Annotated in this window: 15 protein-coding genes and 1 tRNA gene; 11 read left to right on the top strand and 5 right to left on the bottom strand. The window is 70.9% G+C overall.

Going from position 1 to position 17660, the window contains the following annotated elements:
- Positions 1–76: 76 nt before the first annotated feature.
- From ACWDLG_RS20660 to ACWDLG_RS20670, 3 genes are all read right to left on the bottom strand, one after another.
- Positions 77–2062: a chaplin family protein gene (locus tag ACWDLG_RS20660; protein WP_449922082.1), complete on the bottom strand. Its 1986-nt coding sequence runs from the start codon at positions 2060–2062 to the stop codon at positions 77–79.
- 182 nt (positions 2063–2244) lie between these two features.
- A complete protein-coding gene (locus ACWDLG_RS20665; protein WP_449922083.1) occupies positions 2245–2850 on the bottom strand; it encodes a hypothetical protein in 606 nt (201 codons plus the stop codon).
- Between the two features lie 187 nt (positions 2851–3037).
- Positions 3038–4315 carry a M20/M25/M40 family metallo-hydrolase gene (locus ACWDLG_RS20670; protein ID WP_449922085.1) on the bottom strand — a complete coding sequence of 426 codons (1278 nt, stop codon included), beginning with the start codon at positions 4313–4315 and terminating at the stop codon, positions 3038–3040.
- A 108-nt stretch (positions 4316–4423) separates the two neighbouring features.
- On the opposite strand from ACWDLG_RS20670, the gene ACWDLG_RS20675 reads away from it, so the two are divergent.
- Positions 4424–4512: transfer RNA gene (locus ACWDLG_RS20675), tRNA-Leu, on the top strand.
- A 416-nt stretch (positions 4513–4928) separates the two neighbouring features.
- Here ACWDLG_RS20675 and ACWDLG_RS20680 read toward each other — a convergent pair.
- Positions 4929–5588 (bottom strand): CAP family protein, encoded by a 660-nt coding sequence (locus tag ACWDLG_RS20680; protein ID WP_449922087.1) that lies wholly within the window; start codon positions 5586–5588, stop codon positions 4929–4931.
- A gap of 218 nt (positions 5589–5806) precedes the next feature.
- On the opposite strand from ACWDLG_RS20680, the gene ACWDLG_RS20685 reads away from it, so the two are divergent.
- The 6 genes from ACWDLG_RS20685 to ACWDLG_RS20710 all read left to right on the top strand — a co-directional run bounded on the left by ACWDLG_RS20685 (position 5807) and on the right by ACWDLG_RS20710 (position 13210).
- A complete protein-coding gene (locus ACWDLG_RS20685; protein ID WP_449922088.1) occupies positions 5807–6817 on the top strand; it encodes a polysaccharide deacetylase family protein in 1011 nt (336 codons plus the stop codon).
- A gap of 530 nt (positions 6818–7347) precedes the next feature.
- Positions 7348–8739, top strand: a complete 1392-nt coding sequence (locus ACWDLG_RS20690) for an MDR family MFS transporter (protein WP_449922090.1) — start codon at positions 7348–7350, stop codon at positions 8737–8739.
- A gap of 279 nt (positions 8740–9018) precedes the next feature.
- Positions 9019–9429, top strand: coding sequence for a hypothetical protein (locus ACWDLG_RS20695; RefSeq protein ID WP_449922092.1), 411 nt, complete (start codon positions 9019–9021; stop codon positions 9427–9429).
- Positions 9430–9655: 226 nt separating this feature from the next.
- A complete protein-coding gene (locus ACWDLG_RS20700; protein WP_449922094.1) occupies positions 9656–11122 on the top strand; it encodes an alpha/beta hydrolase in 1467 nt (488 codons plus the stop codon).
- Positions 11123–11437: 315 nt separating this feature from the next.
- On the top strand, positions 11438–12718 hold the full coding sequence (locus tag ACWDLG_RS20705) for an ArsB/NhaD family transporter (protein ID WP_449922096.1): 1281 nt from the start codon (positions 11438–11440) through the stop codon (positions 12716–12718).
- A 51-nt stretch (positions 12719–12769) separates the two neighbouring features.
- Positions 12770–13210, top strand: a complete 441-nt coding sequence (locus tag ACWDLG_RS20710) for a CBS domain-containing protein (RefSeq protein ID WP_354909186.1) — start codon at positions 12770–12772, stop codon at positions 13208–13210.
- Positions 13211–13272: 62 nt separating this feature from the next.
- Here the strand turns inward: ACWDLG_RS20710 and pdxR are convergent, their stop codons facing one another.
- The gene (pdxR, locus tag ACWDLG_RS20715) at positions 13273–14676 is read right to left on the bottom strand and encodes a MocR-like pyridoxine biosynthesis transcription factor PdxR (protein WP_449922097.1); all 1404 of its coding nucleotides are present in this window, start codon (positions 14674–14676) and stop codon (positions 13273–13275) included.
- A gap of 120 nt (positions 14677–14796) precedes the next feature.
- On the opposite strand from pdxR, the gene ACWDLG_RS20720 reads away from it, so the two are divergent.
- From ACWDLG_RS20720 to ACWDLG_RS20735, 4 genes are all read left to right on the top strand, one after another.
- On the top strand, positions 14797–15543 hold the full coding sequence (locus ACWDLG_RS20720) for a metallophosphoesterase (RefSeq protein ID WP_449922154.1): 747 nt from the start codon (positions 14797–14799) through the stop codon (positions 15541–15543).
- A complete protein-coding gene (locus ACWDLG_RS20725; protein WP_449922099.1) occupies positions 15533–16183 on the top strand; it encodes an HAD family hydrolase in 651 nt (216 codons plus the stop codon). Before ACWDLG_RS20720 ends, ACWDLG_RS20725 begins: the two co-directional genes overlap by 11 nt.
- 362 nt (positions 16184–16545) lie before the next feature.
- Positions 16546–16989, top strand: a complete 444-nt coding sequence (locus tag ACWDLG_RS20730) for a YbhB/YbcL family Raf kinase inhibitor-like protein (protein WP_449922101.1) — start codon at positions 16546–16548, stop codon at positions 16987–16989.
- Positions 16986–17609, top strand: coding sequence for a protein-L-isoaspartate(D-aspartate) O-methyltransferase (locus tag ACWDLG_RS20735; RefSeq protein ID WP_449922102.1), 624 nt, complete (start codon positions 16986–16988; stop codon positions 17607–17609). Before ACWDLG_RS20730 ends, ACWDLG_RS20735 begins: the two co-directional genes overlap by 4 nt.
- The last annotated feature ends 51 nt before the right edge of the window (positions 17610–17660 follow it).

Consider the following 17660-nt stretch of genomic DNA (forward strand, 5'->3'; position numbering starts at 1 on the left):
ACCTGTGCCCGCCCCCGGTTTGGAGCGGGCAGACGATCCTTTGGTGTTCACCCGCCGGACGCGGGTGGTGCGATGGCTACTTCTTGCCGAAACGAATACGGCGGGTCGTCGCGAACAGCGTGGCGGAGACGGCGAACATGGCGCCCATGACCAGCGCCAGCAGCGCGTTGGAGGTCATCCCGGTGACGCCGGCCGGCTGAGCGGCGCTCATCAGACCGAGGTCGCCGACGGGCAGGGACTTGGCGGCCGAACCGACCGCCCCGCCCACCGGGGTGGAGGCGACCAGCGAGCCGGCCGGACCGAGAGCCGAGCCGGGGTTGGTGCCGGCGGGAGCGCCCTGGCCCTGCTGCAGGGCGGGCACGGTGGGTACGGCGGGCATGGCGGGCGTGGCGGGCTGCCCCGGCAGGCCGGGCAGACCAGGCAGCGCGGGCAGGCCGAGCGTGCCGGTGAGGTCACCGACCACCGGCAGGGCGGGCAGGCCCGAGCCGCTCATCTGCTGGGTGAGGTTGCCCACATCCTTCACGCCGGCCATGGCGGGTACGGCAGGCATGGCGGGCAGCAGGCCGCCGGCCTTCGCGCCGGCCATCCTGCCGCTGGTGCGCGTCCAGCCGAAGGCGCTGGGGCCGTCGCCGACCGGCCGGCCCACCCTGGCGCCGCCGAGGCACCCCGCCGCGGCGTCACCCAGGACGGCGACCGCGTTGCCGCAGACGTTGACCGGAGCGGTGATCGGCGCGATCACCTGGTTGCCCGCCAGGACGCCGGACCGGCCGGACGTGGTGTTGCCGCCGCCGCCGACGCCGTTGTGCGGGGAGACGGACGCGCCGCCCCTGCATTGGGCCTCGGACAGGCCCAGCGCCGCCACCGCGTTGCCGCAGGCGTTGATCGGCGCGGTGATCGGCGCGATCACCTGGTTGCCCGACAGCACGCCCGAGCGTCCGGAGGTGGTGTTGCCACCCGCGCCCCTGCCGCCGTTCTTCACCGACACGCCGCCCTTGCAACCGGCGAAGGCCTGGCCGAGAACGGCGACCGCGTTGCCGCAGACGTTGACCGGAGCGGTGATCGGCGCGATCACCTGGTTGCCCGACAGCACGCCCGAGCGCCCCGAGGTGGTGTTGCCACCGGCGCCGCTGCCCGCGGCGGTGTTCTCGACCGAGCTGCCGCCCTTGCAGCCGGCGGCGGCGTTGCCGACCGCGTTGCCACAGGCGGTGATGGGCAGGCTGATCGGGGCGATCACCTGGTTGCCGCTGCCGGCGCTGAAGCGCCCGTCGGTGTCGTTGCCCGAGGAGCCAGGACGGCCCGGCGTCCTGTGGTAGCCGTGGCCCGGCTTGCCCGGGCGGTTGGTTACGCTCGACCCGCCCTTGCAGCCGGCGAACGCCTGGCCGAACACCGCCACCGCGTTGCCGCAGATGTTGATCGGGCCGCTGATCGGCGCGATCACCTGGTTGCCGCCGAGCACGGAACTCCGGCCCGAGGTGGTGTTGCCCCCCGCGCCGCCCTTGCCGACGTTCTTCACCGAGGCGCCGCCCTTGCAGCCCGCGGTGGCGTCGCCGAAGATGGCCAGCGCGTTGCCGCAGGCGTTGATCGGCGCGTTGATCGGCGCGGTGACCTGGTTGCCGCCCAGGATGCTGCTGTCGCCGGAGGTCCTGTTGCCCCCCGCGCCGCCCTTGCCGACGTTCTTGACGGAGGCGCCGCCCTTGCAGCCCGCCTGGGAACTGCCGAACAGCGACAGCGCGTTGCCGCAGGCGTTGATCGGGGCGTTGATCGGCGCGTTGACCTGGTTGCCGCCCAGGATGCTGCTGTTGCCCGACGTCCTGTTCGGGATGCCCGTGTTCCCGACGTTCTCGACCGACGCCCCGCCCTGGGAGGTCGCGGTCGAGTCGCCGGCCGCGGCGATCGAGTTGCCGCTGATGTCGACGGGAAGCGAGATCGGCAGGTTGACCTGGTTGCCACCACCGATGGAGGAGTCTCCGGAGGTGTCGGCGGCGGCGGTGCCGCCACCGAAGGACATGACCGCCACCGCGAGCAGAGCCGCGGGAGTCGAAGCCTTGGCCCACGTACGCATGATGAATGCTCCTAGTGGTTCTGGGGGGATTACCTGACAGTTCGCGGGCAGCCGAGGCCGAGCGAGGTCGTGACGACGACCGCGCACAGCGGAGACCTCGGAAAGGTCGCGAACCAGATCTGACCGGTGAAAGCACACGCTCCGCGGAGGGGACTCGGCCCACGCTCCGGCTTCGAGCGGAATCAGTCAGGTGAGAACGAAGGGTCGTCCGCCGCTGTGCGGAAGACCGGGGGCAGCACGCACGCCAGCGGGGCGCGCTGAGCCGTCTCGCGCGGGTCGACACAGGACCGCGCGAGGTCCCCCATGCCCGGCCCGAACGGGCCGTTGCCACCGCTGTTGGGGGCCAAACCCTTGGCGCCCATGCTCTTGCCCGCGGTGGAAGGTGCGGGGAAGCCGGGCTTCGACTGGCTGGTCAGCCCGTCGACTTCAGCTCCGGCCATGGCCTCGGCGGTGTCCATCACCAAGGCGGTGCCGCCTGCCGTGGGGAATCCGGCGACGGCCTGAGGGGTGTCGGCTCCTGTCGCCGCGGTGGTCTCCGCGGCAGCCGGAGTGGTCCCTGCGGCCGCCGACGTGACATCCGCGGCAGCCGGAGTGGTCTGCGCTGCCGACGTGACATCCGCGGCAGCCGGGGTGGTCTCCGCGGCCGCCGGAGTGGCGGTGAGCAGACCGAAGAGCGTGGCGAGCAGCCAACCGGCGGCCAGCAGGCCGCCCACCGTCAGCGCTCGTGCGATGACCGAGCAGGCGCCGGCCGCGAACCGCGCCATCCGGGCGGCCCGATCGGTGGTCACGCGCTCCTCTGAAACAGTCACGGGCACGCGCCGAGCAGGGAGGGCATACGCCCTCCACTGCCGCACCGGCATGCGTGCCACGTGACCTCCCGAGCCAGAAACCGACCTCATCTGTGAGGCCGGTCCGTGGACTCACCCCTCAACGGTCCGTAACCGTAGCAGCACCCAAGGTGGTCGCAAGGGCTTTTCAGCAGAGTCCCAGGAATCGGTCAAGCACCCGCACCCCGAACTGGAGCGAATCGACCGGCACCCGCTCGTCCACCCCATGGAACATCCCGGAGAAGTCCAGGTCCGCCGGAAGGCGCAGCGGCGCGAAGCCGTACCCGGAGATGCCGAGCCGGCTGAAGGCCTTCAGGTCCGTGCCTCCCGACAGCGCGTACGGCACGGCCTTCGCGGCCGGGTCCTCCGCGACCAGCGCCTCGGCCATCGCCGACACCAGTCGTCCCTCGAACGGGAACTCCAGCGCCACCTGGTGCTGCACGAACTCCCTCGACACGTTCGGCCCCAGCAGCTCGTCGATCGTGGCGAAGAACTCCTCCTCGAACCCGGGCAGGAACCGCCCGTCCACCACCGCCTCCGCGCTCTGCGGGATCACGTTGGCCTTGTAGCCGCCCTGGAACATCGTCGGGTTGGCGGTGTTACGGAGCACCGCGCCGATCATGCGCGCCATCGGGCCCAGCTTGTCGACGTCCTCCGGGCCGATCTCCAGCTCCTCCAGCAGCCGCTTCACGGTCGGCGTCAGCCGTACCGGCCACTCGTGGCGGCCGATGCGCGCCACGGCGTCGGCGAGCTCGGTGACGGCGTTGTCGCCGTTGAGCATCGAACCGTGACCCGCGCGGCCCTTGGCCGTCAGCCGCATCCAGGCCATGCCCTTCTCGGCGGCCTCGATGAGATACAGGCGCCGGTCGTCGCCCAGCGACACGCTGAACCCGCCGACCTCGCCGATTGCCTCCGTGACGCCCTCGAACAGCCCCGGATGGTTGTCCACCAGCCAGTTGGCGCCGTAGGCGCCACCCGCCTCCTCGTCGGCGGTGAACATCAGCACCACGTCACGCGGCGGCCTGCGCCCCTCCCGCACCCGCTGCCTGGCCACGGCCAGGATCATCGCGTCCATGTTCTTCATGTCGACGGCGCCCCTGCCCCAGACGCACCCGTCGTCGATCTCCCCTGACAGCGGGTGGTGCCGCCAGTCGCCCGCGTCGAACGGCACGACGTCCAGATGCCCGTGGAGCAGCAGCGCGCCCCTGCCCGGGTCCTCCCCCTCGATCCGGGCGACCACGTTGGCCCTGCGGTCGCCGCTCTCGAGGATCAGCGCCTCCAGGCCCACCTCGGCGAGCTTCTCGGCCACGTACTCCGCGGCCTTCCTCTCACCCGGACCGGCGTTGTCGCCGGCGTTCCTCGAATCGATGCGGATCAGGTCGCGGCAGAGGTCGACGACCTCGTCCTCGCCGGTGCGCGCGGTCATGCGGACTCCTTCGATCAGGTCTCGAGGAAACACGGTATGACGCACCCCGCAGAGTTTGCTAACCTTACTGAGCCGACGCGGGATGACGGTCCCGCGTGCAGGCACCAAGTCCGGGTGGCGGAATAGGCAGACGCGCTAGCTTGAGGTGCTAGTGCCCTTTGCGGGGCATGGGGGTTCAAGTCCCCCCTCGGACACCACGAAGGCCCTGAGAATGTGCGAGTCACAGGCTCAGGGCAGCTTCATTTCCGCCTCCGGAACGAGCCGTGACACTCCGCTGATACTTGTGGGGCCGAGCACGACGATCACGCACTCGCGACCAGGGCCGCGAACCAGTCGGCGGCCTCACGTTTGATCGCCGGGTGTCCCCGCCCCCTTGATCCCGAGAGTTCAAGTCCCGCGCCGGCTTCCGATGCTGCGGTGCTGGTTGAGCTCCGGTCGCTCTCGGCGAGCCGACGCTTGAGCGCGGCCGGACTACGACCTCGCGGCCTGACCAACGCGGAGAAGCGCAGCGCCCCCATCCTCTCGCCGATGGACGGGGGTGCTCTCGTTCGTACGCAGCGGCGCCAGGCGGTCGGCAGGGGGGAGCGGCGGCGCCGTTCGTGGGCGGGACGGGTTACCTGACAGGCCGAGGGACGTTGTCCCTGAAGTGGGCCCCGTCGTTCCCGAGGAGGTTGCCGGGCGGGTTGTAGAGGCACACGACGTACGTGTCGAACCGGCCGGATGCCTGCCTGGTGGCATGCGCGCAGCCCAGCTGGGTTGAGGACTTCCACACCACCTGCGTGAACCAGCCGGTGTCGAAGGAGTACCCGGGCTTGTTGAAGTCGTAGTGCCTGATCCCGTCGTACCAGCCCTTCACGGTGTCAGCGCACGAGGTCACCGTGCCGGAGTTGGCGGTCGAGAAGAAGGACAGCGCCTCCCCGCGGCCGTTCTTGAAAGGTGAGCTGTGGTCGATGGCTCCCTTGTCGGCATAGTAGGCAGCGGATTTCTTGGCCGCTTCCAGGCCCTCCGGCTCAGTCCACATCGCGGGTACCCCGTGCCGCGCGCGATAGGTGTTGTGCGCCTTGAGGCAGTCCTGCTGGTAGGCGTCATCCGCGGTCAGCCGTGAGGAAGAGCGGACCTTCGCCGATTCAGCGAGGCCGCTCCCGGGGAGAGAGGCGACGGCTTCCCGCGGCAGCGGTTGCGGGCCGTGGGCCTGGCTCTGCGTCGACGCCGAGAGCGGCGGTGTGGCGCTCGCGGGGGTGACGCCGAGGGCGAGAGGGAGTGTCAGTGCCACGGCGGCCGGCAGTACCCGCGGGGGGAGGGACATGAGAGGACTCCGATCGAAACCTGTCGCGCTATGTGATCCTTCAGACGCGGACGGTAGCCGAGCGTGATCGGACGGTCACACTAGCCGGTCGGTGACATGCGCCTTTCCCATCGAAGGCGATCTTTGCCGGCGCGGCCGGACCGGCGTCCCGACAAGGTAGGTGAAAGGATCTTGCACTGCTCCGAATGGAGCAAAGACGCGAAATCCGCGTGCATCAGGCGATCTCGAACAGCCATTCTTTGCCCATGCATGGGCATCCCACGGAGCCGATCCTCTCCAGCGGACTGCTGGGCTTTCCCCCTGATGCTCGCGTGCTCATCGTCAACTGCGACGACCTGGGTATGAACGAGGCCATCAACATCGCGGTGATCGACTCGATCGACAGGGGAATCGCCAGTTCCTGCAGCCTGATGGTCCCCTGCCCGGCCGCGCGGCATGCCATGGTCCAGCTCCGCCGTCGACCGGAGATCCCCTTCGGCATCCACCTCACCCTGGTCTGTGATGCAGCCACCTACCGGTGGGGACCGTTGACCGCACCGGAGAAGGCGCGCTCGCTCGTCGACGATCAGGGCCGGCTGTTCGTCGCCACACCCGACGGACGTGCCGCGCTGCTCGCCCGTGCCCGCCTCGACGAGGTCGAACGCGAGTTCCGGGCACAGATCGACACCGTCCTGGACGCCGGGCTCGCGCCAACGCATCTGGACTTCCACTGCCTGGCCGACGGGGGGCGTGACGACATTCTCGACATGACCGTGATGCTGGCCGCCGAGTACGGCCTGGCCGTTCGGGTATGGCTGGAATCGGGGCGGCGCAGGATGCGCGAACAGGGTCTGCCGGTCATCGACAACCCCTTCCTCGACAGCTTCTCCCTTCCCCTGGAGGACAAGACGGCTCGCTACACACGCCTGTTGTGCGAGCTACCGGCCGGGCTCAGTGAATGGGCGGTGCATCCGAGCCTCGGCACCCCACCGACCCGGGCGATCGACCCTGGGTGGCGCGTACGCCGAACCGATCACGAATTCCTCACCTCGCCCGCCACCCGCGATCTCTTCCGCCAACAGAACATCACCGTCATCGACTACCGGATGATCCAGGAGGCCTGGTCCCGTCGCGGGCCTTCTTCTCCAGAAGTGCGGGAAACGAGCGAAGCCGCTTCGGGCAGCGATCAGGACGCCGCAGGGAGAACCCGCTCATGAACGCCCCATTTCCAAGCAACGATCACGTGGGTGGAGCCTTGGCAGCCCGAGTGTCCCCTCGGACGCGAACCGCCGGCCCTGAGGTTCTGGTCGGGTGAACGTCATGGCCAAGACTTCGTGCTTGTCGGAGCGACAGATCTGGCGCGTGCCCGGTTCGCCGTGAACTTTCGCCTTGCGCGCGGGCAGCTTCGGCCCCGCGCGAAGCGACTGCGGTATCTCACCGGCCAGACCCCCGGGACAGCCGGCCTGACCAGGGGAAGGCCAGCCGGAGAGGTTCCCTGACTCGAGGGTGACCACAGGTGAAAACCGGGTGACATTTCGCGTCACTTGCCGCAAGGTGGAGCGCGGTCGATGAGTTTTGTCGGTGGTGTCGGTCAGTCTTTGTATGACCACGACTGCTAGTGCGACCCGAGGCTGGGCCCCAGCCATGACCATCATGTCCGACGACCCCGATCGAGGTATCCGTGTCCAGCCCACAGCTCGACTCACCCGCCACATCCGCGCCCGCCGTTGCGGGCCGCACTCCGCCCGTGATCCGGCTGCTGGTGCTCGCCACCTTCGTGGTCATCCTCAACGAGACGATCATGATCAACGCGATCCCGAAGCTGATGGGCGCGTTGCACATCACCGAGCAGACCGCGCAGTGGCTCTCGACCGCCTTCATGCTGACCATGGCCGCGGTCATCCCGGTCACCGGCTGGTTCCTGCAGCGGGTGTCCACCCGTCGCGCGTACACCACGGCGATGGGTTTGTTCCTGCTCGGCACGGCGTTGGCCGCGGTCGCGCCGACGTTCGAGGTGCTGCTGGGCGCCCGCATCGTCCAGGCGTCCGGGACGGCCGTGATGATGCCGCTGCTGATGACCACGCTGATGCAGGTGGTGCCCGAGGCGGACCGGGGCCGGGTGATGGGCAACGTCACCCTGGCCATCTCGGTCGCGCCCGCGATGGGGCCGGCGGTCTCGGGAGTGATCCTCCAGTTCGGGTCCTGGCGGCTGCTGTTCGCCGTGGTGCTCCCCATCGCCGCAGTGATCGCTTGGGGCGGGCTGAAGCAGCTCAAGAACGTCGGAGAGCCCCGGTTCAGCACCGTCGACTGGTTGAGCGTGGTGACCGCGGCCGCGGGCTTCGGCAGCCTGGTCTACGGGCTCAGCCGGTTCGAGGGCGGTGACGTCCGCCTCGCCGCCGCGATCGTGGCCTCCGGCCTGCTCCTCATCGCCGTCTTCGTCGTCCGCCAGCTGAAGTTGCAGAAGCGCGGTGTGCCGCTGCTGGACCTGCGTACCCTGCGCCACCGCACCTACACGGTCGCACTGATCATGATGTCGGTGGCCTTCATGTCGATGCTCGGCTCGATGATCCTGCTGCCGCTGTACCTGCAGAACATCCGCGGACTCAGCGCCCTGCAGACCGGACTCCTGGTGATGCCGGGCGGCCTCGCGATGGGGCTGCTCGGTCCGACCGTCGGCCGCCTGTTCGACCGGTTCGGCGGCCGGGTCCTGGTCATCCCCGGCGCGATCGGGATCATGATCGCGCTCGCCGGCTTCACCCAGGTCACGATGACCATGCCGTACTGGCAGCTGCTCGGTCTGCACGCGCTGCTGATGGTGTGTCTGGCCGCGACCTTCACCCCGGTGTTCACGCTCGGGCTCGGCGCGGTTCCCCCGCACCTCTACTCCCACGGCAGCTCGATCCTGAGCACGCTGCAGCAGGTCGCCGCGGCCTTCGGCACCGCGCTCGTGATCACCGTGATGAGCGCGCGAGCCGATGCCCTGAGATCGGCGGGAGCCCCGGAGGCTCTGGCGACCCTCGACGGCATGCGGCTGGCCTTCATCATCGGCGCGGTGCTGTCCGTGGCCGTGGTCGTCACCGCCCTGCTCCTGCCGGCCCGGGCGAACAACTCCGGCGAACTCGTCGGAGCCGGTCACTGACGCCGGCGTGCCGGCGGTGAGCGGAACGCCAAGGCGGGCGGGCCATCAGCGACCCTTCCTCGACGCTTGTCGAACGTGATGCCGGAGCAATGCGAGATCGCCCGCCTTGACCGAACTGGCCGAGCTGCTCCCGAACGACAGGCTCCGCCTCGACGAACGCCCCATCGCCGATCATGGCGTGGGGCGTTTGTGCGGGGACGGCACCTCCAGGCCGCGCAGGACGGTGCCTGCCGTACCAGGTTCCTTGCTCGTCCCCATGTCGCGAAGGAGATGGTCGCGTTGACCAGGTACGTGATCGGGCCGGACGTGGCCCTTCGACTGGCCCGCGACGAGGCCGTGATTCCCGATGAGCACCAGATCCTGGCTCCGACGCTGCTTCGCTCACAGCTGCTGTCGCTCCTCTACCAGGCGGTCCGCTGCGGCGAGGCGACCAAGAAGGACGCCGCTCGGCAGCTCGACCACGTACGTGGGCTACGGATCCGGCTGCTCGGCGACCGCGTCCTGCAGAGCACCGCGTGGAAGGTCGCCGACCGGCTCGGATGGGATGACACGTACGCCGCCGAGTACATAGCCCTGACCCAGCTCCAGGCCGACGCGTTCGTCACGCTCGATGCTGAGCTCGCTCAGGCCGTGCAGGGGCTCGTGACGACGGCGCCCATCGAGGCTCTGTTCTCGTCGAACGCGGTGTGAGCCGCAGCTCGTCGAACCGGCCTGGTCATGGGCGTCGTGTCGGCACGGGCAGGCGGATCCGCGCGGCCCGCGCGCTGATCGCCCGGAGCTCCCGTGGTCGGTTCGAAGCCTCCTGTCCGTTTCATGACGAGGTCATGGGTGATCGGTGACGCGGTCTCTGGGACGGAGATCGGCGGTTCGGCAGAGTCGACGACACAGGCCGAACGATCACTGAAGAGGACCCACCATGCGAAATCTTGCGAGACTGGCCGCTGTCGGAGCATCCGCCACCGTGCTTGCCGCGGGCCTGGTGACGCCCGCGCAGGCGGCCGCCACCTCGTGGGCGCCCTGTCCGGCCGAGCGCGGAGTCGACGCGCGGCAGGAGTGCGCCACCCTCCAGGTTCCGATGGACTACCAGGCGCCCGGTGGGCCGACGATCTCGCTGGCGGTGTCGCGGATCAGGACCGCCAAGCCCGGTCTGCGCCATGGCGCCCTGTTGATCATCCCGGGCGGGCCGGGCAGCCCTGGCCTGAACCGGCCGAGCGTGCTGGTCAAGCGGCTGCCCCAGGAGGTGCTCGACCGCTTCGACATCGTCGGGTTCGATCCTCGCGGCGTGGGCAGGAGCTCGCCGGTCTCGTGCGGGCTCGAGTCCAGCGATCTCTCGCTCACCAGGCTCAAGCCGTACCCCGACGCCGACGGCGGCATCGCGGAGAACGTCGCCTGGTCACGCAGGATCGCCGAGGCCTGCGCCCGCAACGGCGGGCCGCTCGTCCGGCACATCAGCACCCGCAACGAGGCCAGGGACATCGACAGGATCCGTACGGCGCTGGGCGAGAGGAAGATCTCCGCCTGGGGCGTCTCCTACGGCACCTACGTGGGCGCCGTGTACGCCACCATGTTCCCCGACCGCACCGACCGGGTCGTCCTGGACAGCAACGACGATCCCGATCCGCGCCGGGTGGCGCGGCAGTGGCTGGCCAACTACGCCGTCGGCGTGGAGGACCGCTTCCCCGACTTCGCCTCCTGGGCCGCGGCCCGTGACGGCGACTACGGCCTCGGCACTGACGCCGCCGCGGTTCGCCGCGCCTTCCTCGACCTCGCGGCGAAGCTGGACCGCAGCCCCTTGGCGTGGCCAGGCGCCAACCCCGGGCAACTGAACGGCAACCTGCTGCGGGAGATCATGCTCAACGCGCTCTACTCCGACGCGAACTTCCCCATGCTGGCCGGACTCATGCGCGCCGCTCTGACCACCCCGGACGAGCTCCCCCCGCCGAACACGCCGTCCCCCGACGCCCTGCAGAACACCGCCGCCCACGCCGGCGCGACCATGTGCAACGACGTCGAGTGGCCGGACTCGGTGGCCCGGCACGAGCGTCAGGTGTCGCGCGACCGGGCCGCCCACCCGCTGACCGCGGGCATGCCGGTCAACATGGGGCCGTGCGCGTACTGGCCCGTCAAGCCCGCCGAGCGGCCCGTGCGGGTCAGCTCGCGCGGACCGGCCAACGTGCTGCTCATCCAGAACCTGCGTGACCCGTCGACGCCGTACAGCGGTGCGCTGAAGATGCGCCAGGCGCTCGGGCAGCGCGCCCGCATGGTCAGCGTCGACTCCGGCGGCCACGGCGTCTACCTCGCCAACGGCAACGCCTGCGGCGACCAGGCCGTGACCGAGTTCCTGACGACCGGGGTGCTGCCGGACCGCGACAAGGACTGCTAGGAATCTCCCCGATCGTGGGTGCGGGCCCGCCCGTAAACGTGCCGCGACGCCTGCCCGCGCTCCCGGGCTGAAGAGTGGCGTGCGGGCGGGGGTACGGGATCCCGACGGGTCACGGGCGGGGGTGCGGGATCCCGACGGGTCACGGGCGGGGGTGCGGGATCCTGACGGGTCTTGATACGTTTCCTACGGGTGCGCCGGGAAGTCTGGTCGGCATTTTCAGGTCATGCGGCTGAAGGGCTGACACATGCGCGCTGATGATCTCACTGTCACGTTCCCGGCCGCCTGCCCGGCGCCGGCGGGCCGGGCGAACTGCGCATGGCGGTGACCGCCTGGCTGGCGGTGGCGGTCTTCCTGGGCGCCTACGCGCTGATCGCCACCGAGAAGATCCACCGCGTCGCGGCCGCGCTCGGCGGGGCGGGGATCATGCTGCTGGTCCACGCCACCGACGCCGAGGCCGCGTTCTTCTCCGAGTCGACCGGGATCGACTGGAACGTCATCTTCCTGCTGCTCGGCATGATGGTCATCGTCGGGGTGCTGAAGCAGACCGGGGCCTTCGAGTACCTGGCCATCTGGGCGGCCAAGAGGGCACGCGGCCGGCCGTTCCGGCTCATGGTCCTGCTCATCCTGATCACGGCGGGCGCCTCGGCGCTGCTCGACAACGTCACGACGGTGCTGCTGATCGCGCCGGTGACGCTCCTGGTCTGTGAACGGCTGGCGCTGCCGGTGGCGCCGTTCCTGATCGTCGAGGCGATGGCGTCCAACATCGGGGGTACGGCGACGCTGGTGGGCGATCCGCCGAACATCATCATCGCCAGCAGAGGCGGGCTGACCTTCAACGACTTCCTCGTCCACCTGGCGCCGTTCATCGTGGTGCTGCTGGTGGTGTTCGTCGGGGTGTGCCGGTTGCTGTTCCGCGAGTCCTTCTCCTACGACCCGGAACGCGCCGCCGAGATCATGAGCCTGAACGAGCGTGCGGCGATCAGGGACCGGCGGCTGCTCTGGCAGTCGCTCGCCGTCCTGGCCGTGGTGATGGCGGTCTTCGTGCTGCACCTGTACGAGCCGTCGGTGGTGGCCGTTCTCGGCGCGGGTGTCCTGGTGGCCGCCACCAAGGTGACCACGTCGGAGGCGCTGGACGAGGTCGAGTGGCCCACGCTGGTGTTCTTCGCCGGGCTGTTCGTCATGGTCGGCGCGCTGGTGCACACCGGGGTCGTCGCGCAGATCTCGCGGCTGGCCGTCGAGGCCACCCAGGGACAGCTCGGGCCGGCGACGATGGTGCTGCTGTGGGCCTCGGCGGCGCTGTCGGCCATCGTGGACAACATCCCCTACGTGGCCACGATGAGCCCGATCGTCGAGCAACTCGTCAACGCCAACGGCGGCGAGGGCGGTCAGGTCCTGTGGTGGGCGCTGGCGCTCGGCGCCGACCTGGGCGGCAACGCGACCGCGGTGGGCGCCGCGGCCAACGTCGTGGTGGTGGGCATCGCCGCCCGCAACGGCACCCCGATCAGTTTCTGGCAGTTCACGCGCTACGGCCTGGTGGTCACGGTCGTGTCGATCGTTCTCGCCACGCCGTACCTGTGGCTGCGCTACCTCATGTGACCGTCCTGGCCGGTCCTGATCCACGACCCTGCCGCGCGTTACGCTGACGGCATGCGAGCGCGCGACCTTGCCGGCGACTTCCCCACGGTCACCCTCGACACCCCCGCCATCGAGGCCGCCCGCCTGCTGGCCGACCGCGACCTGCCGGGGTTGATCGTCCTCGACGAGAGCGGCCGCCCGTTCACCATCCTGCCCGGCACGCAGGTGCTGCTGCTGGCCGTACCGCGCTACTGCCAGGACGACCCGGCGCTGGCTCGCGTGGTGGACGAGGCGCACGCCGACCTGTTCCTGCGCCGGCTGGGCGACCGGACGGTCCGCGCGTGCCTGCCCGAACGGCAGCGTGAGCTGCCGATCGCCGAAGGGAAGGCGACGGTGCTGGAGATGGCCGCGCTGATGGCCCGCACCCGCAGCCCCCTGGTCGCGGTGGTGGACGACGGCAGGCTGCTGGGTGCCGTCACCCTGCAGGCCCTGCTCGACCACACGCTGGCCTAGCAGCCGAGACAACGCGGGAGTACCGGCCCCTCGCCGCGATGCCGCCTCCCGCGGTGTGCGGGCTACGGGAGAAGCACGGAGGTCAGGGCCGTGGCGAGGGCGTCGAGGGCGGCCGGGTAGGCGCGTTCGGACGACGCCGCGAAGCCGATCAGCAGGCCGGACGGGGAGCCGGCGGGGTCGTGGTGGAGTTCGATGAGTCCGCGGAGCGCGAGCCCGTGGGCGGCGCAGTGGTCCAGGACTTCCCGCTCGGTGGGGCCGTCGTCAGGGAGGGTGACGAGGGTGTGGAGCCCCGCCGGTACGCCGTGGGCGGTGAGGCCCGGGATCGCGGCGACGCGGTCGAGCAGGAGCGCGCGGCGGCGGGCGTAGCGCAGGCGGGCGGCGCGGATGTGGCGGTCATAGGCGTAGGTGGCGATCAGGTCGGCGAGGACGAGCTGGTTGAGGGTCTCGGTGTACTGGTCGGCTTCCCGCTTGGCCAGCACGACCTCCTGGAGGAGGTGGGGCGGCAGCACCATCCAGGCCAGCCGGAGCGCGGGGGCGAGGGTCTTGGAGGCGGTGCCGCAGTAGACGGTGTGGTCGGGGGCCAGCCCCTGGAGCGCGCCGACGGGCTGGCGGTCGTAGCGGAACTCTCCGTCGTAGTCGTCCTCGATCAGGAGGCCGCCGGTGTCGCGGGCCCACGCGTAGAGCGCCTGGCGGCGGCTGGAGTGCAGCGGGACACCGGTCGGGTAGTGGTGGGCCGGGGTGAGGAACACCGCCGCGGTGCCCGGCACCAGCGCGTCAGCGCGGGCGCCGTGCGCGTCGACCGGCAGGGGGACGGTGGCCAGCCCGGCGCGCCGGACCACGTTCCTGAAGTGGTTGTGGCCGGGGTCCTCGACGGCCGCGGTCGTGGCGTGGCGCGCGGCCAGCACGGCGCCGAGCAGGGTCACGCTCTGGTAGTAGCCGGAGGTGATGACGATGTGGTCGGGGGAGGCGATGACGCCGCGCGTGCGGCCGAGGTAGTCGGCGAGCGCGCGCCGTAGCGCGATGTCGCCCTGCGGGTCGCCGGACGCGAAGATCTCCGGCGGGCCGCCGGTGAGGACCCGGCGGGTGGAGGCGAGCCAGGCGCGGGTGGGGAAGGCGCTGATGTCGGGCAGGCCGGGACGCAGGTCGTGGCGGGGAGGCGGCGGCGCGGACGCGGGCCGCGGGGCGGCCGGGGCGCGCGCCGGCAGCTCGGCAACCGTGGTGGCGGACCCGGGGCGGGTGACCAGGAAGCCCTCCTCGACCAGCTGGTCGTAGGCGGCGGTGACGGTGCCGCGTGAGAGGCCGAGTTCGCGGGCCAGCCCCCGGGTGGACGGCATGCGGGTGCCCGCGGGCAGCCGTCCCTCCCGGATGGCCGAGCGCAGGGCGGACTCCAGGCCGGCGCGCCTTCCGGTGCCGGTCTCGACGCGGAGATACAGGTCGATCCCCGAACTGGTCCAAGAAAGTGGCACAGGACTGGATCTTATCTGTAGTCCGGTTGCTTCCTAGGCTCTGAGCTCGACAGCCCGGGACGCGGCGGGCACCAGCGTGCCGCGCGACGACACCGCCTCGAAGGGATGCCCGCCTTGACAGTGATCGCGCACCTCAGCGACACGCACATCGACGACGGCGAGCGCAGCCTCGAACGCGCCGCGGCCGTCATGAGCCACCTCGAAGACCTTCCCTACGACCTGGACGCCGTCCTGATCACCGGGGACATCGCCGACCACGGCCTGCCCGCCGAGTACGAGCGCGCCCGGCGGCTGTTCGCCTCGCGGCACCCGGTCCTGATATGCCCGGGCAACCACGACGACCGCGCCGCGTTCCGCGAGCACCTGCTCCAGCGGCCCGCGTCGGCCGCGCCGATCAACCAGTCGCTCCGCGTCGGCGACGCCGTCGTCGCGCTCTGCGACTCCTCGGTGCCGGGCAAGGACGAGGGCTTCCTGGAGGACGAGACCCTCTCCTGGCTGGAGCGCCTGCTCGCCGACACACCGAGGACGGTGCCGGTGCTGGTCGGCTTCCACCACCCGCCGGCCCTGCTGCACGACCCCTTCATCGACGGCCTCCGCCAGTTCGGCGCCGAACGGCTGGCGGCGCTCGCGGACCGCCACGACAACATCGTGGCCTTCCTTTCCGGGCACGCGCACACGGCGGCGGCGACCACCTTCGCCGGTCGGCCCCTGCTGGTGGCACCGGGTGTGGTGTCCACCCTCCGGCTGCCATGGGAACGGCGGGCCCGTCCCGATGACCACGTCCACCTCGACCAGCCGCCCGCGCTCGCCTTCCACATCCTCGACGACGAGGGGCGACTGACCACCCATTACCGCAATGTCGTCTAAGTTGGTGATCTTCGACAACGACGGCGTGCTGGTCGACAGCGAGCCCACGGCACACCGGGTGATGTCCGCCTACCTCACCGAGCTGGGGTACCCGATGACCGTGGACGAGTCCCTGCACCACTTCCTGGGCAACGCCGGGCGCAACGTCCACCAGGTGATCGCCGACCGCTACGGAGGAGTCCTGCCGGAGGACTTCACCGCCCGCTGCCACGAGCGCGTCTTCGCCGCCTTCCAGAAGGGCGTGGCCGCCGTGCCGGGCGCGGCCGAGGTGCTCGCGGAACTGCGCCGGCGCGGCGTCCCGTACTGCCTGGCCTCCTCGTCGGACCACGCCTGGATCGACCTCACCCTCGACCGGGCGGGGCTTCGCGACCTGCTTCCCGCCGAGGCCGTCTTCAGCGCCCAGGACGTCGGCGGCGTGGGCAAGCCGGCGCCCGACGTCTTCCTGCACGCGGCGGCGACGCTCGGCGTCGCTCCTGACGACTGCCTGGTGGTCGAGGACAGCCCCAACGGGGTCCTGGCCGCCCGTACGGCAGGCATGGACGTGCTCGGATACACGGCGCTGACCCCCGCGCAACGGCTCGTCGACGCCGGGGCGACCGGGCTGATCTCCCACCTGCCCGAACTCCTCGACCATCTCTGACACCTGCCGACTAGAGCGAGGCCCGGCTCCCGGAGGCGACCGCTCACGAAGCCCGGTTCCCTGTAGGCGGCCGCGCTCGGCCCGGTCCTGCCACAGCCCGAGAGAGACACGACGAAGGCTGATCCGCGGACGAAGGGGCGGGCGCGGGCCCGGAGGAAGATGCGGACGCCGATCCAGGGCGCGCAGGCGCAGGCCCAGCGGAAGACGGGGCACAGGCCCAGGAAGGCACGGGCGCAGGCGCGGGCCCAGCGGAAGGCGCGGTTCGCCGACCAGGACGGGGCCGCCTGGCCAGGGCGGACAGGTGGAGCCGGACACCCGGGATAGCCTTCGGGCGGCCTGGGCAGCAGGTGGGCATGACTGGGATGACAATACGGAGCACCGCGTTCAAGGATCACGGGGAGATCCCGCGCGACCACTCCCGCGCGGCCGGCGACGTCTCCCCCCAGCTCCAGTGGTCGGGCGTGCCGGACGACACGGCCGAGCTGGCGCTGGTCTGCGACGACCCCGACGCCCCGAGCGGCACCTTCATCCACTGGCTGGTCGCCGGCATTCCGCCGGGAACCACCGGGCTGGACGCCGGCGCCGACCTGAAGCAGTACGCCGTGGGACGCAACGACTTCGGCGAGCCGGGGTACGGCGGGCCGCACCCGCCTTCGGGCGGCAGCCGGCACCGCTACTTCTTCCGCGTCTACGCCCTGTCGGCCCCGACGAACCTGGCGGACGGGTTCGACTTCGAGGAGCTCAAGCTGCGGATCGATGCCACCACGCTGGCTGCCGGCACCCTGGTCGGGACCTACGCTCGGTGACCAGGACCCTGGTGCGGGCCGTCCAGGAGGCAGGGGTGCGCGACCCGCGCCTGCTGGAGGCCGTGCGCGCCACCCCGCGCAAGGGGTTCGTGCCGCCGGAGTTCGCCGCGCGGGCCGAGCGGGACGAGCCGATCCCGATCGGGCACGACCAGCCGACCTCGCAGCCGACGCTGATCGCCCGGATGGTCGAGGCCCTGCGGCTGTCGGAGACCGACAGGGTCCTGGAGATCGGGACGGGATACGGCTACCAGACGGCCCTGCTGGCACGGCTGGCCCGGCAGGTGTACTCCGTCGAGCGTCACGCGGACCTGGCGGCGCACGCCAGGGCGAACCTCGGGTCGGCGGGTGTGCGCAACGCCGAGATCGTGGTGGGCGACGGCAGTCTGGGCCTGGCGGAGCACGCGCCCTTCGACGCCGTCGTCGTCTCCGCGACGGCGCGCCAGGTGCCTGCCGCCCTGGCCGCGCAGCTCGCCGAGGGCGGCAGGCTGGTCATGCCGATCCGCACGCGGGAGGCCGACATGGTCACCCTGTTCGTCAAGCGGCACGGCCGCCTGAGACAGCAACGCCTGCTGCTGCCCGCCTGCTTCGTGCCGCTGGTCCAGCCGGGGACCGACCGGTAGTCCTTTCCCGCCGGCAGTCGCGTCCCCCACGTCCCGCCGGGCAGTCGTGTC

It is taken from the genome of Nonomuraea sp. NPDC003727 (genome assembly GCF_053586935.1).

Bases quoted from the DNA above. Each gene is read 5' to 3' on its own strand.
- ACWDLG_RS20660 (WP_449922082.1), bottom strand. From the start codon at position 2,062: ATGCGTACGTGGGCCAAGGCTTCGACTCCCGCGGCTCTGCTCGCGGTG.
- ACWDLG_RS20670 (WP_449922085.1), bottom strand. From the start codon at position 4,315: ATGACCGCGCGCACCGGCGAGGACGAGGTCGTCGACCTCTGCCGCGAC.
- ACWDLG_RS20685 (WP_449922088.1), top strand. From the start codon at position 5,807: ATGGAGCAAAGACGCGAAATCCGCGTGCATCAGGCGATCTCGAACAGC.
- ACWDLG_RS20700 (WP_449922094.1), top strand. From the start codon at position 9,656: ATGCGAAATCTTGCGAGACTGGCCGCTGTCGGAGCATCCGCCACCGTG.
- ACWDLG_RS20705 (WP_449922096.1), top strand. From the start codon at position 11,438: ATGGCGGTGACCGCCTGGCTGGCGGTGGCGGTCTTCCTGGGCGCCTAC.
- ACWDLG_RS20710 (WP_354909186.1), top strand. From the start codon at position 12,770: ATGCGAGCGCGCGACCTTGCCGGCGACTTCCCCACGGTCACCCTCGAC.
- ACWDLG_RS20725 (WP_449922099.1), top strand. From the start codon at position 15,533: ATGTCGTCTAAGTTGGTGATCTTCGACAACGACGGCGTGCTGGTCGAC.
- ACWDLG_RS20730 (WP_449922101.1), top strand. From the start codon at position 16,546: ATGACAATACGGAGCACCGCGTTCAAGGATCACGGGGAGATCCCGCGC.